The organism is Vibrio sp. V15_P4S5T153 (assembly GCF_963874485.1).
In the GTDB taxonomy this organism is placed as follows: domain Bacteria; phylum Pseudomonadota; class Gammaproteobacteria; order Enterobacterales; family Vibrionaceae; genus Vibrio; species Vibrio anguillarum.
The window spans coordinates 757,982-776,387 of the sequence record NZ_CAWNHR010000017.1 but is presented as its reverse complement, the minus strand read 5'-3'; the positions used below and the strand labels follow the sequence as shown (position 1 = coordinate 776,387).

26 protein-coding genes are annotated in these 18,406 nt (G+C 37.7%); 14 read left to right on the top strand and 12 right to left on the bottom strand.

Translation table 11 applies throughout. The features are described 5' to 3' along the window. Positions 1-117: 117 nt before the first annotated feature. From AACT42_RS14650 to AACT42_RS14640, 3 genes are all read right to left on the bottom strand, one after another. Entirely contained in the window at positions 118-627 is a 510-nt protein-coding gene (locus AACT42_RS14650) for an NUDIX hydrolase (protein ID WP_094131919.1), read from the bottom strand. A 192-nt stretch (positions 628-819) separates the two neighbouring features. Next, the gene (locus tag AACT42_RS14645) at positions 820-1,983 is read right to left on the bottom strand and encodes a hypothetical protein (RefSeq protein ID WP_094131920.1); all 1,164 of its coding nucleotides are present in this window, start codon (positions 1,981-1,983) and stop codon (positions 820-822) included. Positions 1,984-2,113: 130 nt separating this feature from the next. Continuing rightward, on the bottom strand, positions 2,114-2,617 hold the full coding sequence (locus AACT42_RS14640) for a hypothetical protein (protein WP_094131921.1): 504 nt from the start codon (positions 2,615-2,617) through the stop codon (positions 2,114-2,116). 430 nt (positions 2,618-3,047) lie between these two features. On the opposite strand from AACT42_RS14640, the gene AACT42_RS14635 reads away from it, so the two are divergent. After that, positions 3,048-3,608, top strand: coding sequence for a hypothetical protein (locus tag AACT42_RS14635; protein ID WP_094131922.1), 561 nt, complete (start codon positions 3,048-3,050; stop codon positions 3,606-3,608). Positions 3,609-3,654: 46 nt separating this feature from the next. Continuing rightward, entirely contained in the window at positions 3,655-4,788 is a 1,134-nt protein-coding gene (locus AACT42_RS14630; protein WP_094131923.1) for a hypothetical protein, read from the top strand. Between the two features lie 54 nt (positions 4,789-4,842). On the opposite strand, the gene AACT42_RS14625 is transcribed toward AACT42_RS14630, so the two are convergent. Next, complete coding sequence (locus AACT42_RS14625; protein ID WP_094131924.1) at positions 4,843-5,115, bottom strand: hypothetical protein; 273 nt, start codon at positions 5,113-5,115, stop codon at positions 4,843-4,845. 102 nt (positions 5,116-5,217) lie between these two features. On the opposite strand from AACT42_RS14625, the gene AACT42_RS14620 reads away from it, so the two are divergent. Continuing rightward, positions 5,218-5,430, top strand: a complete 213-nt coding sequence (locus AACT42_RS14620) for a hypothetical protein (protein WP_094131925.1) — start codon at positions 5,218-5,220, stop codon at positions 5,428-5,430. Here the strand turns inward: AACT42_RS14620 and AACT42_RS14615 are convergent. After that, entirely contained in the window at positions 5,427-5,732 is a 306-nt protein-coding gene (locus AACT42_RS14615; protein WP_094131926.1) for a S24 family peptidase, read from the bottom strand. The two genes, AACT42_RS14620 and AACT42_RS14615, sit on opposite strands and share 4 nt — an antisense overlap. A gap of 727 nt (positions 5,733-6,459) precedes the next feature. On the opposite strand from AACT42_RS14615, the gene AACT42_RS14610 reads away from it, so the two are divergent. Continuing rightward, complete coding sequence (locus tag AACT42_RS14610; RefSeq protein ID WP_094182921.1) at positions 6,460-6,717, top strand: hypothetical protein; 258 nt, start codon at positions 6,460-6,462, stop codon at positions 6,715-6,717. A 161-nt stretch (positions 6,718-6,878) separates the two neighbouring features. Here the strand turns inward: AACT42_RS14610 and AACT42_RS14605 are convergent, their stop codons facing one another. Continuing rightward, a complete protein-coding gene (locus AACT42_RS14605; protein ID WP_094182920.1) occupies positions 6,879-7,517 on the bottom strand; it encodes a hypothetical protein in 639 nt (212 codons plus the stop codon). A 399-nt stretch (positions 7,518-7,916) separates the two neighbouring features. On the opposite strand from AACT42_RS14605, the gene AACT42_RS14600 reads away from it, so the two are divergent. From AACT42_RS14600 to AACT42_RS14580, 5 genes are all read left to right on the top strand, one after another. After that, a complete protein-coding gene (locus AACT42_RS14600) occupies positions 7,917-8,237 on the top strand; it encodes a hypothetical protein (protein WP_094133747.1) in 321 nt (106 codons plus the stop codon). 141 nt (positions 8,238-8,378) lie between these two features. Then, a complete protein-coding gene (locus AACT42_RS14595) occupies positions 8,379-9,056 on the top strand; it encodes a hypothetical protein (RefSeq protein WP_094133746.1) in 678 nt (225 codons plus the stop codon). 180 nt (positions 9,057-9,236) lie between these two features. Beyond that, entirely contained in the window at positions 9,237-10,271 is a 1,035-nt protein-coding gene (locus AACT42_RS14590; RefSeq protein ID WP_094133745.1) for a ParB/RepB/Spo0J family partition protein, read from the top strand. A gap of 148 nt (positions 10,272-10,419) precedes the next feature. After that, positions 10,420-11,061: an Ig-like domain-containing protein gene (locus AACT42_RS14585; protein ID WP_094133744.1), complete on the top strand. Its 642-nt coding sequence runs from the start codon at positions 10,420-10,422 to the stop codon at positions 11,059-11,061. A gap of 17 nt (positions 11,062-11,078) precedes the next feature. Continuing rightward, positions 11,079-11,921 carry a hypothetical protein gene (locus tag AACT42_RS14580; protein ID WP_094133743.1) on the top strand — a complete coding sequence of 281 codons (843 nt, stop codon included), beginning with the start codon at positions 11,079-11,081 and terminating at the stop codon, positions 11,919-11,921. A 90-nt stretch (positions 11,922-12,011) separates the two neighbouring features. Here AACT42_RS14580 and AACT42_RS14575 read toward each other — a convergent pair whose 3' ends face one another. Continuing rightward, positions 12,012-12,404 carry a hypothetical protein gene (locus AACT42_RS14575; protein ID WP_094182919.1) on the bottom strand — a complete coding sequence of 131 codons (393 nt, stop codon included), beginning with the start codon at positions 12,402-12,404 and terminating at the stop codon, positions 12,012-12,014. Between the two features lie 181 nt (positions 12,405-12,585). Between AACT42_RS14575 and AACT42_RS14570 the strand changes: the two genes are divergently transcribed. From AACT42_RS14570 to AACT42_RS14555, 4 genes are read left to right on the top strand one after another with little or no spacing between them, the layout of a single operon-like run. Further along, entirely contained in the window at positions 12,586-12,945 is a 360-nt protein-coding gene (locus tag AACT42_RS14570) for a hypothetical protein (protein ID WP_094182918.1), read from the top strand. A 49-nt stretch (positions 12,946-12,994) separates the two neighbouring features. Continuing rightward, a complete protein-coding gene (locus tag AACT42_RS14565) occupies positions 12,995-13,288 on the top strand; it encodes a hypothetical protein (RefSeq protein WP_094182917.1) in 294 nt (97 codons plus the stop codon). Between the two features lie 36 nt (positions 13,289-13,324). Continuing rightward, a complete protein-coding gene (locus AACT42_RS14560; protein ID WP_094131964.1) occupies positions 13,325-13,648 on the top strand; it encodes a HigA family addiction module antitoxin in 324 nt (107 codons plus the stop codon). Continuing rightward, complete coding sequence (locus tag AACT42_RS14555; RefSeq protein ID WP_094131965.1) at positions 13,635-14,021, top strand: hypothetical protein; 387 nt, start codon at positions 13,635-13,637, stop codon at positions 14,019-14,021. The genes AACT42_RS14560 and AACT42_RS14555 overlap by 14 nt, the downstream gene beginning before the upstream one ends. Before the next feature lie 339 nt (positions 14,022-14,360). Here the strand turns inward: AACT42_RS14555 and AACT42_RS14550 are convergent, their stop codons facing one another. The 5 genes from AACT42_RS14550 to AACT42_RS14530 form a co-directional block, all read right to left on the bottom strand. After that, complete coding sequence (locus AACT42_RS14550) at positions 14,361-14,825, bottom strand: hypothetical protein (RefSeq protein WP_094131966.1); 465 nt, start codon at positions 14,823-14,825, stop codon at positions 14,361-14,363. A gap of 97 nt (positions 14,826-14,922) precedes the next feature. Continuing rightward, on the bottom strand, positions 14,923-15,156 hold the full coding sequence (locus tag AACT42_RS14545; protein ID WP_094131967.1) for a hypothetical protein: 234 nt from the start codon (positions 15,154-15,156) through the stop codon (positions 14,923-14,925). A gap of 25 nt (positions 15,157-15,181) precedes the next feature. Beyond that, positions 15,182-15,385, bottom strand: a complete 204-nt coding sequence (locus AACT42_RS14540) for a hypothetical protein (protein ID WP_176432233.1) — start codon at positions 15,383-15,385, stop codon at positions 15,182-15,184. Between the two features lie 39 nt (positions 15,386-15,424). Continuing rightward, positions 15,425-17,464, bottom strand: coding sequence for an ATP-dependent DNA helicase DinG (gene dinG / locus AACT42_RS14535; protein WP_094182916.1), 2,040 nt, complete (start codon positions 17,462-17,464; stop codon positions 15,425-15,427). A gap of 140 nt (positions 17,465-17,604) precedes the next feature. Beyond that, entirely contained in the window at positions 17,605-17,934 is a 330-nt protein-coding gene (locus AACT42_RS14530) for a hypothetical protein (RefSeq protein WP_094131969.1), read from the bottom strand. A gap of 166 nt (positions 17,935-18,100) precedes the next feature. On the opposite strand from AACT42_RS14530, the gene AACT42_RS14525 reads away from it, so the two are divergent. Further along, complete coding sequence (locus tag AACT42_RS14525) at positions 18,101-18,397, top strand: hypothetical protein (protein WP_094131970.1); 297 nt, start codon at positions 18,101-18,103, stop codon at positions 18,395-18,397. The last annotated feature ends 9 nt before the right edge of the window (positions 18,398-18,406 follow it).

The following is an 18,406-nucleotide window of genomic DNA, read 5'->3' as shown; positions in this document are numbered from 1 at the left end:
AAGGTGCCATCGTTCTATGGTTTTATGGCTAACATTACTAGGACGTTAGCACCGCGCTTTCTTTGTCTCTCGTTTTTATACTGGTGTCGGTTCTGTCAGCCAGTTTTTTCTTTCTTGCTACGATACTTTTACGAGTTTTGCTTTTGGCAAACGCATTTTTGTAAATGATTTAACATCCGAAATCGCCTCCCCATATTCCCTACATTCAACACCATCTTTGAGTAATTTTGCAACGAATAGGCTAGTAATTAGACCGTTATCTGGAAACTCTTTAATGATTTGGATATCTTCGGCAATCAAGCCGATTTCTTCTTCCAGCTCTTTATTCACGCATTCAATAGGGGATAGACCTTCAACACCAAAACCTTTCACAATTTCCCATCCCCAACGCCTTGTATGATGCCTAAAATTCCTCACAAGCATTAGTTTGCCATCCTTATTGATTGGCACTACCATAACACCGTAGGGAGCGTTCCACGACTCGCGAATGTACGTTCCTTTTTGAACATTGGGGAATATGACGAAATCATCATATAAGGTCATGAATCTATTTGAAAATACGGGATTTTCTTTCTCTATTTCTATTTCACCCTTGCGGTGATCTCCAAGATATATATCACTTTTCATAATATTTTTTTATTGTTATTTATTTAGTAAATTATAAATAATCTGCAACAAAAAAGAAACAAGCCCGTCATTGACGGGCTTGTGTGATAAATTGGATGGGATTCATTTCAAGCTTTTCTTATCTTGAACAATGATATTCAATTTCATGATGGAATCCAAAGGCTAGCATTGCATCTGAATTCCCTTTTATTCTTAGGCTGCGAGCTGATTAAGATCAGAAACTGTATCTAGTTCCGAACGATAAAAGTAAGCAGCACATCCGAATTTATCCATGTAGCTATCATCCTTGCCAAAACAAGCTTTCCAACCGTTAATCTCAGGCACCACCATAGATTTGATATTTTGGTCATGACCAGATCCCCAAACAGCATCAAAAAGAGCAATCGCACCGCGTTGGATACGGCATGGCTTTGTCAAATCACGGAAGATAAACTGGTAAGCATCCATATAGCCAAACCAAATTGGTAAACCACCATATCCAGCATTTCTTAGTAGCTCAATCATCCCTTTGGTATTGATAAGCTGCTTGCTTCCTTGGTTAAGCGAATACTCAGAAATATTGAGCAGGTATTCTTTTTCTTCCTCAGTCAAGTCACGATCAGCCTGATTAACAAAATCTTCGATTTTGATGTTAGCAAGTGCCATTAAGTACGCTAGTGGCTTGTTGCTCATCGCTGTATCAAGATCGCTTGAAACATTACTCTTATACTTCAAAGAAAACGTTTCATCTTCAGCGCTAACGGAATCCAAATCAAAGAACGGATTGAACTGTAACTCGAATCGCGAACCGTAATGCGCAAACAAGTCTTTTGGAGTTGTTTTGTCGGATTGTTCCAGTAGTTCTGATAGTAATGGATTAAGGATATCCTCAATGTCTTCATCAATATCAAGACAGAAATCGATATCGGCATCATCACAAGCTTCAAAGATTTTTGAACATAAACGAGTTAAGATTTCTTGAGATTTCATCTCATAAAATTGAATCTTGGAATCAAAAGAAGCGCCTGAACCGTAAAATTGAGATTCTGCACATAACTTCCCTAAAAACTCATCCAGATTATCTAGGTATGCCTTATTCAAATCAAACGCTTCTCCGTTGATTTCAGCGCGTTTCATTTGACCTTTTGCCGTGTTCTCTGCAAGCTTAACGAGTCGCATGACTTCTTTTTTCATCACAAGCGAACCATCTAAGATATTGCCGAGTCGATGGATATTGAATACTTCACAGTCATGAAAAACAATACCATCTTTTAGTTTCTCAATAATCTTTGTTGCTAGAGATTCATTTGTGTCAGTCTCACTCACACAAACATAGATAGTTTCATCACATAGCGAGAATTGAATTTCGTTATTCATTTTGGCGGTGTCCTTTAATTTATTTATTGCTCGATTATACATTAATTGCATTATCGGTCAATATTTAGATAAATAAAAAGCGATGCAAAAACCAGTCTCGCACCGCAATTTTGGACACAATGAAATGGAACTAGACTTCTTCCCAACACCAGTTACTAGCCATAAAGCTTACCACCTCAAGCTTCTTACCATCGACTTCAATCTCGAAATCATTCAGCTCATTGGTGTAGTCATTTTCCAGCTCTTTTAGAGTAAAGCACTTATTCTCATTGTCACGAACACAATGGTAGTAGTCTCCTAACTCTTTATTTACAGCCTCCGCGATATTGCAGGCAACTTGAATCTCGAACACTGGCTTTTCGAATCCGTTCCATAGGTCGCCAGGAATTGCGTAACCTTCAAAGGTGAGGTTCGGATCGTTATCAATAGTAAAAAAGCCTTTCTTGTACGTTTTAGGGATGCCGCTGTCCGCAATCTGGAACCCTTCACGCACTTTCAAGTTACATACACGAGTAACAACACCGCCACCAACAGGAAAAATACATGCGTGACCATCTTGGAGACGCACCTCATAGTAAACACCGTCTTTTACAAGCAGCTTACTCTCTGTAAGAGCCTTATCAAAAATATCCACTTTCACGTCCCTATATCATCTTGAAAAACTTACTGCTTTGTGGACTCATATGGTATTACAGATATGTAAAACCATTGCTCATCCCCTCCTTAGGGAGGGGTCTATAAACATCAATTTTCCATGATTATCACAATGTAAGATTCAATGAATAAATCTTCAAAAGACAACAGTTCTCATAAAGTGAGCTAAGAAGCAAACAAGTTTGCAGATATCAATTTGTCTCGCTTTTTGTCCTTGTAACTAGTCCGAATTAGAGGGGCGTTTTCATTGCGATGTCTGTGATTGTATTTTGGATAACCACGATACAAAAGAGCTTTACCGCTGCAATAATTGCGCTTAAATAACTTAAACATCCCTTTTTAATTATTAAATTATTGACTTTGGCCTTAATGTCTGTATAATTAGAAACATAGAGGTTAAGGAGCAAGCCATGAACAATCTAAATTTAGACGAAATCCAGAAAATCCACAATGAAATTCTTGAACAATGTTCTAAAGCCATTCCGACCAAAAGCTGGAAGCATCAAGTAAACAGCGCGGTACGAGTGGGAACATATCAATCTGCTTTCGCTAAAGCATATGTTGATGGCAATGGTGATATCTATGTAAGCGTTCACCCTCTTTTCCTACAAACACGCTTCGTTAATAAGCTTAAAGAGGTGATGGCACACGAATTTACACACTTTGTTTTAGGTTTAGATGAAAAACACAATAGCAAATTCAAGCGTTTTGAGTCATACCTACTAGATAACATTGATTGCGATCTAGATACTGCTAAATCTGAAGCTGACGAGCTTGTAAACAAGATTGATTTCAAATGGACAGTAATCGCTCATCTGGTAGACGGTACAGAGCTATTCATTGGTGGTGTCCACAGAAAGACAAAAGCCTACTCAGAATACCCAAGAACAGAGCGTGAAAAGCAAACGGTAAGCGTTGGTGAGCACAGAGGTAAAACCGTAGCTCGATACGAATTTATTCAAAACAGATAATTAAGGTAAAACCCGCCTTCGGGCGGGATTTATAAGGGATCAAGCCATGCCTAAAGAAACTAACATCCTATCTGAAATCTTATTCAATATTGATAAGCAATCAAGCTTAAAAATTTACTTTGAGCCACCTGAAAAGGCTTATTTAATCTACGTCTTTTCAAACCCAGAAGCTGTAGAGAGTTTCTCAAGTACCTTTAGCCAAATCACAAGCAAAACCCACCCCTCATATGAAGGTGAATTCAACTATGTTGCTTGTGAATTCGAGTCGGCTAAAAAAGCTCAAGAGTTTCGCAATAAGTTTGATACCGTAAGTCTTAAGCTTAAAGCGTCTGATACACTTTTAGAAAATGACAACAGTGATGAGTGGTTCAGAAATACGGTACTTGCAGAAACAAGTGACCAACTACCTTTTTCTTCTTTTGTAACCAGCAATAACACTCTTAATTCTAGCGATGTTGAAAAAATTAAGATTGCCCAAAATGCGTATCAGCGTGATTTGAAAACCTTGCAGGTTTTAACAAGAAATGAAACCAAATCTTTTAACTACATTATTGACCGCGTTAAAGACATTTTGGTAAACGGTGGAATGTTTTTAAATCGAGCCGATTGCAATGTTGTAATTGATTACTACGTTTCTTTGATGAAAAGCATTCCATATTTTGCTGGTGGTGTGGATGAATTCATTAGCTCAAAACTCACAAAGTACATTTGCGATAGAAAAATGGCTCTCGCTGAGTCCAGCATGTCCCAACACGAAATCATGCATGATGAAGGTTTCAGACCATTAATTGCGTACAACGCTGATTACTCAAGCATTGAAATCACCAAGGAGCAACGTAGCGCTCTCCACGATAAGAAGCTACCAACGGAAGTAAAGAGCATCTTGAGTAGTGTTCAATTGACTGATGTACAATGGCTCAATGTCGCTCAGGAGCTACAAAGCATTTTGACACATTCATACCTAGACAACCATTTTACAGATGGTAATGATGCCAATTATAAAGAATGTGGTATTAAGCAACTTATCCAAATCTCGTTTCAAACATTTAATATGCAGCTTTTGTACAAGTCTTTAAATGACATATCTAACTCTCTTAACGAGATGAGTATGATCGAGACGGTGGATGAACTTAACTTAATCCATAAAGAAACAGAAAGCCGACTAGTCTCTGTGAGCTAATCCTCTATAATGAAGTCTGCAAAGATAAATATCGCTCATAAGGAGCGATATTTTTTATTTTGAGAAAATGGCATCAAGACCATTTAAAGGAAAGATTGAGTTGACTAATTCATCCTCTAACCCCAAAGAGACTAGCTTACTAATGGCGCTCATAAAATTACTAAGCCCCTCAACATCAAGTATTCGATAGATTTCGCCATTCTGGTTTTTTATCCCGATGTTCATGACTTTACCATCCTCATTTTTATCTAAAGCATTAACAATGTCTGTAACCTGATTGTCGAAGCTAGCAATTTCAATGTTTGAAATGTACGTTGATTTTATCATTATAGCGCTTTCCTTTATTTGTATTCTGATATTATGGAACTAGATATTATTTGATTACAGTGATAAATTGAAGACAAATAATTCAATTTATAAGGCTTTACCATGTTTACTTTTAACATGTCTATCGATCAGAACTATGCATCATTTAAGTGCGATAAGTCTGATCTAGAGGTTTTTATTGACTCATTCGACAACAAGAGTTTTAGTGTTCGGCTTGGCACCATCCACTCAACACAATCGATTGGTGATGTTGAGGCTAGCAGTAGTGAAGAACTCAACCTTAAACTAAGCGAGCTTGTTAACTCTATTCTTTAGGACTCCACTTTTACGCACAGCCCGAAAATGTTTTTTCTCGTGGTTGTGCCGTTCACATGCCCTTTATTGTTCGAGATTTTATACTGATTGCCTTTGATTGACTTAATCAAATGGAGGTATTGAGAACCACCGACATAGCACAGAACTATATCACCCTTTCTTAATTCGGTTTTTTCCGTAACTGGAACCACTGTACAAAGCTGACCTGACGAAATACTTCCCACCATTGAGTTACCGCGAGGGCGGAATGAGATGGTTTTCCCACCTTTAAGCTCATTAATATAATTGGTTGCCCAACCCATAACTTTTTCCTTATTTCATTTTTATTTGCAATGAATAATAACACATTAGGAAATCCAAGACCGATTAATTTATTCTCAGCCAGGTAAACCACCAGCATCATACTAACGAATTTTCTAGGTATGAGCAAATCAGGCAGGGGAAGATTTTGGATTTGTGAGAGGGGTTAATTCATTAAAGCAAGCAGTATCTGATGGATTAAGGTAAATTCAAACGCTTTGAATCATATTTACTTAACCTTATAGGCTGTGACCTCAATGCATCTAAAAACGAAGCTATGGAGATAATTAATAAAATTGAATTTAAATGGACCGTTATAGCCATTCTTGAAGATGGCTCCGAGCTATTTATTGAAGGGGTCAACAGAAGAAATAATGAATACTCTGAATACCAAAGAACAAAAAACATATAATTAAAGATGGTGAGCATAAAGATAATGTACTTATTAAGGATAAGGTTATTAGAAACAAGTAAATATTTTTCCATCTTAATAAAAATAACATTCTCTAACTAAGTTAATTCGCTATTAACTATCGCTTTCTTAACTTTATTAACACAATAAATCAATTTTCGAAAATACCTTATTTACCTCAATATAATCAATTGATTGCTAAACAACCCGTTGTTATAATATTTTTTTTATCCATTTGTTGATTCCGTAAATTATCCATGCTAGTGTTTAATTATCTTTAAACAAGCACTCGTCAAGAGACTTATGCGGAGGCGTTAATGATAACAATGGATGAGTATTTTGCTAGCGTTGAACATCAAGCTGACAAAACCACAGACCTTTTAGACAAACCAGTAGTTGAAATGACTTTCCCAGAAATCCACCAACGTACTGCATATAGAAATGGTTTTTCAATTGGAAACCAACAAGGTATAAGCACAGGATACCAAACCGCAATCGACAATATGAAGCCAGCGATATCGGATGGATTAAGGCATGGCTCACCTGAGTGTGGCAGAGTTATGCAGGGATTCTGATTTACTATCTCTACTTTTAATCTAATTATTATCAATATGGGTCTATAACTATAGACCCATTTTTATATAGAAATGAAACTCAGTTTTTAAATAATACATGGTTTACAAACAAGTCAGCGGTTCTTCCCGAGCTGATCTAGCGAGGGTTTACGACGGAACTACTAAATATCAATACTATGAGTTTCAGTTCTTTTTTGAATCTTTTGGCTTGAGTTCATACTAACAAATTCTGGTTTTTGATTTATAAAATCTCTACAAATCATTTTTGCAACATCAATGTGATTTGATCCGTTAGAAAAACTCTCCATTACAGCATTTCTGTTAGATACAAAGAAAGGCGGTGTGATTGAATCAATTTTTGGAAGGTTTTTTCTATCGGATCCACCTAGTAAACCCTCACTGTTTAGTTTATGCAAAAAACTAACTGTTGCAGGATCACTTGAAAATTTAATTTCTACAAAAACCGATCCATCATTTTTTTTAATTCTCTCTATAGTTAAAGGTCTTCTGATTTCATCAATATCATCGAAATACATATCCCCATTCCTAGCCCTAACTTTTCTTATTAGATTGTTCAAATTACAATCAGAAATTTCGTTATCAGGAATCTCAATAACTTTATTTTTTACAAAAATATTATGGTTTATGTGAAGTAGTCTGGATAACTCATCTGTTTGCTCATTCAAACTTTCTAGCTTTATTTTGTTTTCAAGATTATTAAGTTTTTCAAGCTCAAGCTGTGCAAACACATTCAATTTGTAATCAATCGCCTTATTTCCAAAATATGAAATATTAACCATGATGATTTCCTTTTTTTATTTTAATAAATTATAACATTTAGAATGATTCATAACAAACTCTTCGAGTTTGAATTTACAATCTTTTATTTTTTTTGCTCAGAGCAATTGATATTCTTATAAAGAGGGCTAAACCCTCTTTCTTGTTTGTCAGAGAAAATTTAATTGTTTTAATTATATACTGTTGCGACTCCAGAGTTATGATGATATGATAGAGTCATAAATCGAGAACGAGGAACCACCATGAATTCTAAACAACTTTTTAAGACTGAATACGAAGTGTCATTTGATGACAATTAAAGTTTTCAAGTTCGTCTAAACCTATACAAACCAAATCCTGAAAAGCCAGGATTACTGACTTTAGATCGCGTTCTCACAAATACGGAAGTTGAAGAGCAAATCTTGAATGCGCTTCGTCAGATTAAGCTAACCGACAAAAACAATGAAGTTATGGATGCATACCAATGCGCTGAGTACGTTAGGTATGATAAGTATCAGGATGAATTCAAAGCTGATGCATTATTCCCTTATCATAACTCTCATATTGTTGTTTCTTGTGGTCACGGACACAATGAAGGGCAGCAAATTTCCATCCTGGCAAGAGACACTAAATCGGGTGACTACAAGCATTTTTGTAGCATCAAATACTTTATCGGCTTGCAAGATGTATCAAGAATCTCACTAGCTCTTAATGAAGCATTCCATAATGGACTGTTCAACTAACAAATAACTGATTGAAATAATGGTAGGGCGTAAATCTCTGTGATGTTTACGCCTTTTTAATTATTAAATATTGACACTGCATTCTATTTATGTATAATCATGAATATAAATAATGTAAACCAAATCAATTAAGGATTACCTATGCTTTGCAATGAGATCGCTCACAATCGTATCTATGAAATGGCTCTTAAAGGTGAAACCTTCACTCCAGCTCAAAGCGCTTATTTGGACAAAATCACTGAATTGTCAAATGGTACTTTTGTCACCTTGTGCAAGCAGGTGAAAGCTTTAAACGTGGAAAACAAAGCAAGTTATGACTTTGTAATGGTAGTACGCACTCTTTTCAAAAACTTTGTAGCCAATCAGTTGATTGATAACGGGATCCATTATTCTGATTATTGTGTAGCATGGAGTGCTTTTGCTGATGCCATGCCTGAAGTAGAAGAACAATACATTCTAAAATCAGATTTTGTTGAACTGAATGCCTCAGATACCGACAAAACGTTTTTTGCAATTGCATTTACTAAATTCCCAAACCCTGATTTTGCAGGTAACAGCGTGAGCGAAGAAGAAATGGCTGAGCTTGTTGCACATGCATTATCGATTTCTCAAGATGAGCGCAACCAGGTTGCCATCAGCAGTGTTAAGCAGGCATTCGAAAAGCTTGAAGAGCAGGGTGGTTTTGATTTCTCTAATGTTCTTTATGCTGTTCAACTTCCTTGTGAAACATCATCTAAACTGCAATCAGCAGTTCACACATACAACTGCACAAGTTTAGCTTGTTTGAGTGACCATATGACTTTAAACGCCCACTGGTAATACTGGCTAATCCTGTATCTAGCGCATTTTTTAAAGTGCGCTAGTGATAGAGGATACGATCAAATTAAACGGATCAATCAAGAGAAATTAAATATTGACTTATACCTTGATTTATGTATCATGGTAAACATTAAGGCGTGTGTAGCGCTCAATTAAAGAATACGAAAGAAGGAACAAACTATGGCGAAATCTAAGAAGGCAATCGGTACGGCCTCAGCAACTGCTACAGGGGTCGCTCTAGCTACAAACCAAACTCTACGCAAGATTAGCAATGAAGGTAATGTTGACGTTAAGCGTATCAGTGGCTTTAAAGCCAACCCGCGTCTTCTGTGGATCGAAGAGGGCTACAACGTCCGCGAAATCCGTCCAGATCACGTCGAAGGTTTTGTTCGTTCTTACACTGACGGTAAGTATGTTCCGCCAATTGAAGTCGTTGTCGTAGAAGTTAACGGTGTTCAACGCCTTAAGGTTATCGAAGGGCATCACCGCACAATCGCACTTCAAAAGCTGATGTCTATGGGCGCTAACGTAGAAGAAATCCAAGTTATTGAAGTCCAGGGAGATGAGATCGCTCAACTTTCTCGAATGATTAAATCATCAGAAGGGCGCGAGCTAACACCTATGGAAACTGCTGGTGCATACCACCGCATGAAGCAATTAGGTATGACTCAAACTGAAATCGCTGAAGAGTTGGGAACAACCCCTGCTCAGGTATCTAACTACCTTCAACTGCTTAAAGCCCCAGTAGAGCTACAAGCAATGATTCAGTCTGGTGAATACTCAGCAACCAGTGCCTGGTGTAACATCCGTAAATGTGGCTCTGAAGCAGCTCTGGCGATTGCTAAAGAAGAGGTTCGCGCCAAAGCAGAAAAGCAGGCTGCTAAAACACAAGGCAAAAAAGCACCTAAAACGAAAACAACTTCTAAGCTTAAGAAGTTACGACTTGCGCCTAAAAAAGTAAATAAAATGAGTAACATCGTAACATCTTTGGCGGTTCAAGTTACTCCAGAAGCAATTGAAAGCAATCAAGAAATTGAGCTAACAATGGATGTTTCCGTTGCGCAACTTATTCTTTCTCTAGCTGGTGAAGTGAGTGAGATTAACTCTCACAATGCTGAAGCTGAGCAAAACCTAAAGCAAATCGCCGCTTTAAAAGATTCTGAAGCACCAGAAACCTCTGGAGCCTATGAAGAAGCAGAAGAAATCGCTGCTTAAACCGCAAATAGTTATTTCTATTTGCAATCAAAAAACGAGTAAATAGCAACTTAAAGCATGTGCTTAATGAAAAAAAACTCTGTCTGCAATCGTACTGGTATTGGCTACGGCTTCAGCTTCTGTTTCTGCGTCAGAACTATGGGGATACATGCACCCAGCATCTGACACAGGCATCTCAAGCTATGACCATATCACCAGCGATTCAACGCCAGAATTCGTTTTTGAAACCATGCGCTTTGAATGTGTTGACTACACTGTAATCAACACTGAAAGCGGCTCTCAACAATCAGACCAATATTGTCACCGCCGTGGTCGCGATGATCGTCAAATGCAGACAGTTACCCTGCCTCATTTGGAAGATGGTCACTATGTGATGAAATACCTGATCAATAAACGCAGCACCGAACAAAAGGAAATTAAGATCGAGATCGACACTGTTGCCAAGTACCAACGCAAAGGCTCACCGCGTTACAACCAGGACGCTGGTTTATTTGAGGGCGGTGTGAATCTTGAGCCAAACACGCCATTTACTGTGACTATCACAAAGAGTGACGAACCAGGATCTAACGCTCAAGACCATAAACTAGCGGTTAACGGTATCGCAGACCAGTACGGTATGGCTACATTTGAAATCAAACCTCACCGTGGTGAAGGCTCATACGACTTCTGGATTAACAGTGAAGATGTTGCAGGCAACAAGCAATACACTAAAACCCTGCAACAGTTGCTGGGTTTTTATTTGTTTAATTATTTACTCTTGATTGAAAACGGTATAATTTCGAAAAATTAAATTAACAGGCAAATATAATGGATAAGACTCAAGCAGAATTTTTATCGGAACTTTTTAGTGAAAACAAAAAACTGAAATCCGATCTCTTCACACCAAACATTACTGTTGCGGTGGCTATTGGCAAAAACACAAATGACATCATTCACCTATACACCGATACCAGAGGAATGATGTATCGCATTACCCTGAGTGAAGACGATGAAATCAAAGAGTGTACTGCATTTAAAAAACTGCTTGAGCATGATAATGCCTTTGGTCAACGATGCACTGTTATTCCTGAGCTTTCGGATATGGGTTCTATCATTAAGTTCAAAGCCATCTATAGCGATTTAGAAATGGCGCATTATGGCGCAATCAATCATAAAAACATCCGAATTCTGAGAGAAACTGATTTGCTTATGGCAAAAGACTTACCATTAACTCTCGAACACAAAGAGTTCCTGGCAGCTCATGAGTTTCATGCTTTTGTACTGGTATCTACCGAGCATATTTTAGATAACACTGTGAAACAACTTTTGTTACGCTCTCTAAATGAGTATTCTGACAGAGACAATTTTCAAGTTGGATGCCTTAAGATTAAGACCCGAATGCAAGATATTCATACACTCAAAGACAGCATCAATCTTCTTGAAGAACTAAAAGCTCTAGATCCTGAGCTGTATGATATTCTAATCACACTAGAATACTCATTGCTTGAACTTCTATATGCTGAAAACCTATCTCCAGAACAGGGCATTGAGCTTGCTAAAAAGCATATGGAAACAATGTTCCCAGATGAAATGAAAAAAGGTTGTGGTCATAAACTTCGAGAGAATGCTGCATTTAACATTGACCGTTTTGCACAAGTCATTTTTAAATAGAAGAACAAAGATCGTTAAAGGCGCACCATAGTGATTGGTGCGCCTTTTTATGCTTTATTGAATTAAACCCATCTTTGATGGGAAAAACAATTAGGTTTGATTCTCGTATGTCTGCCCCGTGAATTGACCATTTCTTCTCATGGCTTCCTGGAATGATTTCAATTGCTCTCGTAATTGGCTTGTTAGCTTATCTTCAACGTAGTCACTGGCTCTCTCTACCATGTAACTGCCACTATAATCTTTAACCGCAGGTAGGGCGTTATACTCAGCTCCAATCTTCAGCTTTTCGATCATGTTACTGGCTTGCGTGTAGCCATTTGCCGCGATATAAGGCACTGTTCTACTTTTAAGACCAACAAGGCATCCTGACTCATCAAGAAATCCATACTCCTGCTGAAACGCTCCAGACTTCCTTACAAGAACAATTGTAAATTTAGTGTTATCTGTCACTTCTTTCTTCGTGTAGTAATTGGCTTCAGTCATTAGAAATACCCTGCTTTGTTTTTATAATTATACATAAATTAGCACAAAAGTAAAACCAAATAATTTATTAAAGTGAGGTTTTTAATTATTTAGTTATTGACTATGAGTATTAATAATATATAATTAAATCAAAGTTTGGAAATGCCAAGTGAAGAATAAACCAATTCAAAAAGGATTCTGTATGCAATACGTAGCCGTTACCCCTGACTTTGAGAGCATCACTCTTACGGATTTATCGGATGTTGGCAACAAAGCCAACGGTTCAGTGCTAGTTATTACAACTGAGCCAAAAGCAATTCATCATGCTCCAGCATACTCAAATTCTGAGCTTGAAGTTCCAATCTCGAATCAAACACTTGTCTCTATCCAAGAGCTTGAAAAACTACCGAATGTAGAAAAAATTATTTCTCTCAAGCTTACAGTAGAGCAACACAAGCAGGCTAAGGAATGGTATGTAAAAGGCTTTGGCTTGTCGAACATTGCTGAGCATTTCGGCTTGAACAGTGATGAGATGCGTCACGAGCTAAACAATCACTATTGATTATTTCCACCCTCGGTATCGAGGGTGGTTAATCTCGCGAGAGCCTGAAATGAAAATTATCGAAATTAAGCCGAACATGGTGAAGGTTGTTATCGGGGTAGACCTAAAGGATTTTGACGAAATCAAACAGATCCTTATCACTCCCCCTGGTTGTGACCATGCGTACAGTAATGCAAAAGGTGATTATCTTATTGATGGATGCTTTTTCAGAAAAGATAGTGACCCAATCACTCAAAAAGAAGCCGAGAAAGTGCTTTGCCTCATCGAAGCTGAGAAGCTGGCTTTAACTAAAATGATTGAAGATGGTCACATTAGTATGTTGAAAATTATCTGTTTAAATTAGATAATTGATAAATAAATTATTTATTAAGATATATAAATGTCTGATTCAAAATCAACTTCGAGAAGTGTAGGGGAGACTCTGTTAAAAAACTTCTTGGAACCAATGAACATAAAAATCGCTGACCTATCTAAAGCCATTAATGTTCACAGAAATACTGCGAGCAACCTCATTAATGGTAAAACCTCATTAACTGTTGAGTTAGCAAGTAGGCTCGCCATAGCTCTTAACACTACTCCTGAGTATTGGCTTAACATCCAGCATCAAATAGATCTGGAATCTTCCAGAAAGCTAATGGCAGAGATGGCAGATAGCGTTATCACAATTGACAACCTTTGCGGAGTTTCTTGTGAAAAGAATTAACCCTTTTACTTTAATCGTTATTTCAATTACTTTCGTCGCGTACTTAATGTTTTGTGGTGAGTCCGTTCGTTTCAGCCAAGATATTGGAGCCTCTTACTATTGGTGGCTGGTGGCGCTCGGTATAGGCAGTATTTTTTTGATCTCAAAAATCAGAAAAAGACTAGGGTACAAATATGAATTTAATGAGTTAGTGCTATCTCTAACCATTGGATTGTTTATGCCAATCGTATTACCATTTACGTTCTTATTCATGGATTTAAGCGTTTCACAGGTTAAGCACCAGAATCTCGGCCACATCGTTTCTGCTCTTATCTTCATAGGTATTTCTTCCCTTGGATTTATCGGAAGTAAAGATGCAAATAACGCCAACTGAGGGCGTTATTTTTATCTGTTTAAAATAATTTCGGTTAGCTCTATTTAGAATTCTGCATTTCTTGCTTTAGCTTTTTCTCAAGCGAATTTACCAATTGAAACAGTTCAGGTCTTGAACGAGAGTGAGCGCAATCCCCTTCCTTTAGGTAGGGGTGAGCGAACATGAATAGGGATCGCATAGATGCAAACAAAGATATTATCCTCATAGTACCCATTAATGTGCGTAAACGACACATGCTCATCGCCAGCATATTCTAAAAGCAGTTGCGCCTTCTTTTTGGGGTGTTTTCTTTTAATAGTTGTTATAAAATAATTGACCCTAAATTTATCAAATTACTAACTAAGCCTCATACTTGAAGCCCAAATTACTCTCAAAGTACTCAATAACCCCATCTATCAAAACTTCTTCGTACTCTTCTTCAGAGACTATCATCAAATAAATAATCGATTTACCAATCTCAGATTTGGTTTTTGGAGGTTTTTTTCCTTTGCTGGTGAATAGGTTTTGCCAATAGTCGTAAAGTCGTCTAGCTAGCAGGATATTTTCGAATAGGTTGTCGATTGGCTCTGAGATCGGGTCAAAACCCACCAACAAAATAGATGTTGAGGTGCCACCAGCAGCCTCGTTATTTACACAAATTCTCTGGACGGTATGAATGATAACTCTACGATTATCTCTACTGACGGCATAAACATCATCAAGTGGGTCATTTGATGTCAAAAACACCATTGGGTCAAAACTTTCACCACTGGTGGTAAGGAAGCTCAAATCCTTTCTAAATTCAGACTTGCTTTGCTTTTCCATATCTACTTCCTTATTTAAAATTCACGAATTGATTGATACTATATCAGAATACATCAAATCTGTTAGGACAATCATTTCATCTAAATCACTTCGCAAATCAAGAATTTTTATCGATGAGATGAAACATTCTATCTCCATTGGTTGACGATATGAATGTTCCTACCACCACACTTTTTTCAGCAGCCCTTCTCAGGTTAGCGATTCTAACTCCGTTACCTGGTTTCGGGGTATTCATGCAGTTGTTATAAATCTTGTTTGCCATATCCCAAGAGCTAACACTAAAGTTATTTGTTTCATTTAGAATCGCAATCATTTTCTGTTCGAGCGTCATAATCACCTCAATACCGAAAGCCCCCTTAAGGGGTCATTCGCTGTGTCCAGTTTCCAGTTTCAAGCGCTTCTTCCGCCTTGCTCTGATTATCGAAATATTCAACCGACTCGCGACTAAACGGCATTCCATCTTCACTTGTTCCAATGTAATAGCCAGCAGCAGAACGCATTACTTCAAGAGGAAGTCTTTCGCCACAATCTTGAGCCAGTTTACCATATTTCATAATCATAATTCCTTATTTGTTTTTAATTATTATGCATAAGCAAGATTAAAGGTCAATAATCGACTTGTAATCTGTATTAAGTTTGAATGGAGGCAAGTCTTTCAAAATACTTTTACCATAATTCTTCGTAGCAATTCGATCATCAAGGATAATGCATCGACCTGTATCTCGCTTGGTTCGAATTAAACGACCAACTGACTGAATCATCTTTCTTGATGCCTCTGGGACTGAAATCTCCATAAACGGATTACCACCACGTGTAGATACCAATTCCGCATAAGCTTCATCAATTGGCTCAGTAGGAACAGAAAAAGGAATTTTAGTCACTACAAGTTGAGTAAGGTACTTACCCTTTAAATCAAGACCCTCTGAGAATCCTTGTGTACCAAAAAGGATAGAGCGACCACCTTTATCAATGGCTTCTTTATGTTTACTAATGATACGATTACGAGCGCCTTTGCCCTGAATACCAAATGTGATTTTGCTAGCTTCAATCTTTTCCTTTAATTGATCAGCAACTTCGTTCATCTGCTTGTACGACGAGAAAAGAACCAAGTGAGAGTCGTAATTTTCGTCAAATAAGTACTCATTTAACTTTTCAATCAATTCATTAGTGAATTCTCTTGAGCTTGGATTAACGTTCATTTGCGGAATGAGTAGTTCAGCGTTATTAGGGTAATCAAAAGGACTACTTAAACGAATAAACTTACTCTCATCTGGCACACCAGAAAGCAATTTAAAGTATTCAAAATTACCAAGAGTAGATAAGGTTGCCGATGTCATTACAACGGCATGAGCAGCATCAAGAAGCGACGATTTAATGGTTTCACTTGCATCCAACAGGGATGAGTGAACGCTAACACGGTTATCCTCGGTAATCGTCAACCATTTCGCAAGCGGTGTCTCATCATTATTGAGAAATTGATTTGTTACATCATGGATGTTTTCTAATCGATAATAATGGAAATTGATATCGCTATTAAACTGATCGTAGTCTGCTGACGAAAAGCTTTCCTCGTTTTCTTCAAGGTAAGTCCTTACACGTCCAATACGTTTTCTTAGCTTTTTCAATGCGCTTTTTAGGTCATTGAATTTTTCATAATCACTGCTTGAGATCTCACCGTTTTTAAAGCGGAATACCTTATCAGTAAAGGGGCATTGCTTAAAGACATTCTCCATCTCATCGAGCGTAATAGAGAAGTCATCACGCACAATAGCCAATTCTTGAAGTTCCTCGGAGCTAACGTTTAGCACCGATGCATGTCGTTCAATGTACGTGTACAAATTCATGACCCAAGTCGTTGAACCTGACAAGCTAAATGAACCTGCATGAGCATCACGAATAATGTTTGGAAGATGATGAGCCTCATCAAAGACGTAGATAGTGTTATCTTGCTCAGGAAGGATAATGCCACCGCCAAGTGATAAATCCGCTGCTACAAGCGCATGGTTAGCAACAATTACATTTGCCTTAGAAAGCTCGCGTCTAGCGATATGAAATGGACACATTACATGACGTTTACCTTTACAAGTATGTGCGCCACTTGCAATCACGTTCCACAATTTATCTTCAATAGGTTTTTTTAGAGAGTCGCGATCACCTTTCCATTCACCAGACTTCAAATCCGCAAACAGCTTCTTGTAAACCTCTCTATCTTCATGCGTTGGTTTGAAATCAAAGGTAACGTCACCGTTACCAGTGACAATGCCTTGTAGTCTCTCTACACAACAATAGCGCCCCTTACCTTTAGCGATATCGAAATCAATATGTTCGATATGATCTCGGTAAAATGGTAGGTCTTTATCGATTAACTGCTCTTGTAATGCTACGGTTGCTGTAGATACAACAACATGCTTGCCTAAGTGCTTAGCAACAGGAATAGCAGCCATGAGATACCCCAGAGACTTACCCGTCCCTGTACCTGCCTCGGCAACGATAATATTGTTTTCATTATCGCCAGAAATCGCCTTAGTTACTTCGCCTACCAGATAATTTTGGTGCGAACGAGGCTCGAAGTCAGGTAGTGATTCTTTTAGCGATTTGTACGCTTTCTGTACTGACTTCACAATGGCTTCTGATGGCATGTTTTTATTCCTGTTATTAAGCTATTCATTACTATGGAAGCATGATCAAGGCTATCATCGTTCCGTGTTTTATTACTTTTACCCCATAAATGGGGTATATCCAATTCTTTCTCTTCACTATGGGAAAAGGGGCTAAACCCCTAATCCTGGCATTCTGTTGCTGTGTATTGAACCGTAACCAGATTATCCAGCTCTTTCAAGGTTAGTGGATTCATCATTTCACGGTCAGCGACGTAGAAATTAAGACCTGCTTTAAGCTCAATACCGCTGCATTCAATCGTCTTTTTAACAGCCATTGATACATCTTCGTTAGATGGCTTTTTCTTACTTTCTAACGGGATCATAAACCATTTTAGAGAAGCATGTTCCATAACATTGATGTTTGCATTTTCAGAGATATGAACCCAAAGAGCATTAACTTTGCGGAACTTGCTTAAGTCTTGATTGAATTTGATATCTACGTTTTTCATGGCGGTGTCCTTTATTAACCTTATGCGCTCATTATACATTTAATAGCTTAAAAGTCAATTCAAATACCTTTAATTTTTAATAATTAAACTATTTACCTACTGTATTATTAGTGTATACTTGTGAACAAGAAAGACCGCTAGGTCTTGTAACTAAAGAGGACGCACCATGACTACTAATCAAGCATTCAAAAACAACATCGCTCGTTTCAATAAACTTCAAGCAGCTCTTTCTGAGCATGGCTTAAGCATTTCTGGCGGTGTGGTAGTTGATGATACATTACCAGTAGTTATGCACAAGGTAGTTTGTTCAGTTGAGTACCGCAACATTGATCTTGATAGCGAAATTAATCTTGAGAATTTCGAAGAAATTCACGCTTACATCAATGGTGGTCGCGCCAAGCGCATTGAAAAACACGAAAACGAACAAGTGAAAATTCGCGAGTTTTTCGAGCAACGCAACTAAATTTAATGG

What these genes read in the sequence shown, in the direction of transcription:
- AACT42_RS14630 (WP_094131923.1), top strand. Translation starts at nt 3,655, where the DNA reads ATGCCTAAAGAAACTAACATCCTATCTGAAATCTTATTCAATATTGAT.
- AACT42_RS14565 (WP_094182917.1), top strand. Translation starts at nt 12,995, where the DNA reads ATGAAAATTATCGAAATTAAGCCGAACATGGTGAAGGTTGTTATCGGG.
- AACT42_RS14615 (WP_094131926.1), bottom strand. Translation starts at nt 5,732, where the DNA reads ATGGGTTGGGCAACCAATTATATTAATGAGCTTAAAGGTGGGAAAACC.
- AACT42_RS14605 (WP_094182920.1), bottom strand. Translation starts at nt 7,517, where the DNA reads ATGGTTAATATTTCATATTTTGGAAATAAGGCGATTGATTACAAATTG.
- AACT42_RS14570 (WP_094182918.1), top strand. Translation starts at nt 12,586, where the DNA reads ATGCAATACGTAGCCGTTACCCCTGACTTTGAGAGCATCACTCTTACG.
- AACT42_RS14625 (WP_094131924.1), bottom strand. Translation starts at nt 5,115, where the DNA reads ATGATAAAATCAACGTACATTTCAAACATTGAAATTGCTAGCTTCGAC.
- AACT42_RS14585 (WP_094133744.1), top strand. Translation starts at nt 10,420, where the DNA reads ATGCACCCAGCATCTGACACAGGCATCTCAAGCTATGACCATATCACC.
- AACT42_RS14550 (WP_094131966.1), bottom strand. Translation starts at nt 14,825, where the DNA reads ATGGAAAAGCAAAGCAAGTCTGAATTTAGAAAGGATTTGAGCTTCCTT.
- AACT42_RS14620 (WP_094131925.1), top strand. Translation starts at nt 5,218, where the DNA reads ATGTTTACTTTTAACATGTCTATCGATCAGAACTATGCATCATTTAAG.
- AACT42_RS14530 (WP_094131969.1), bottom strand. Translation starts at nt 17,934, where the DNA reads ATGAAAAACGTAGATATCAAATTCAATCAAGACTTAAGCAAGTTCCGC.
- AACT42_RS14525 (WP_094131970.1), top strand. Translation starts at nt 18,101, where the DNA reads ATGACTACTAATCAAGCATTCAAAAACAACATCGCTCGTTTCAATAAA.
- AACT42_RS14575 (WP_094182919.1), bottom strand. Translation starts at nt 12,404, where the DNA reads ATGACTGAAGCCAATTACTACACGAAGAAAGAAGTGACAGATAACACT.
- AACT42_RS14540 (WP_176432233.1), bottom strand. Translation starts at nt 15,385, where the DNA reads ATGATTATGAAATATGGTAAACTGGCTCAAGATTGTGGCGAAAGACTT.
- AACT42_RS14645 (WP_094131920.1), bottom strand. Translation starts at nt 1,983, where the DNA reads ATGAATAACGAAATTCAATTCTCGCTATGTGATGAAACTATCTATGTT.
- AACT42_RS14545 (WP_094131967.1), bottom strand. Translation starts at nt 15,156, where the DNA reads ATGACGCTCGAACAGAAAATGATTGCGATTCTAAATGAAACAAATAAC.
- AACT42_RS14610 (WP_094182921.1), top strand. Translation starts at nt 6,460, where the DNA reads ATGATAACAATGGATGAGTATTTTGCTAGCGTTGAACATCAAGCTGAC.
- dinG (WP_094182916.1), bottom strand. Translation starts at nt 17,464, where the DNA reads ATGCCATCAGAAGCCATTGTGAAGTCAGTACAGAAAGCGTACAAATCG.
- AACT42_RS14590 (WP_094133745.1), top strand. Translation starts at nt 9,237, where the DNA reads ATGGCGAAATCTAAGAAGGCAATCGGTACGGCCTCAGCAACTGCTACA.
- AACT42_RS14560 (WP_094131964.1), top strand. Translation starts at nt 13,325, where the DNA reads ATGTCTGATTCAAAATCAACTTCGAGAAGTGTAGGGGAGACTCTGTTA.
- AACT42_RS14650 (WP_094131919.1), bottom strand. Translation starts at nt 627, where the DNA reads ATGAAAAGTGATATATATCTTGGAGATCACCGCAAGGGTGAAATAGAA.
- AACT42_RS14595 (WP_094133746.1), top strand. Translation starts at nt 8,379, where the DNA reads ATGCTTTGCAATGAGATCGCTCACAATCGTATCTATGAAATGGCTCTT.
- AACT42_RS14635 (WP_094131922.1), top strand. Translation starts at nt 3,048, where the DNA reads ATGAACAATCTAAATTTAGACGAAATCCAGAAAATCCACAATGAAATT.
- AACT42_RS14580 (WP_094133743.1), top strand. Translation starts at nt 11,079, where the DNA reads ATGGATAAGACTCAAGCAGAATTTTTATCGGAACTTTTTAGTGAAAAC.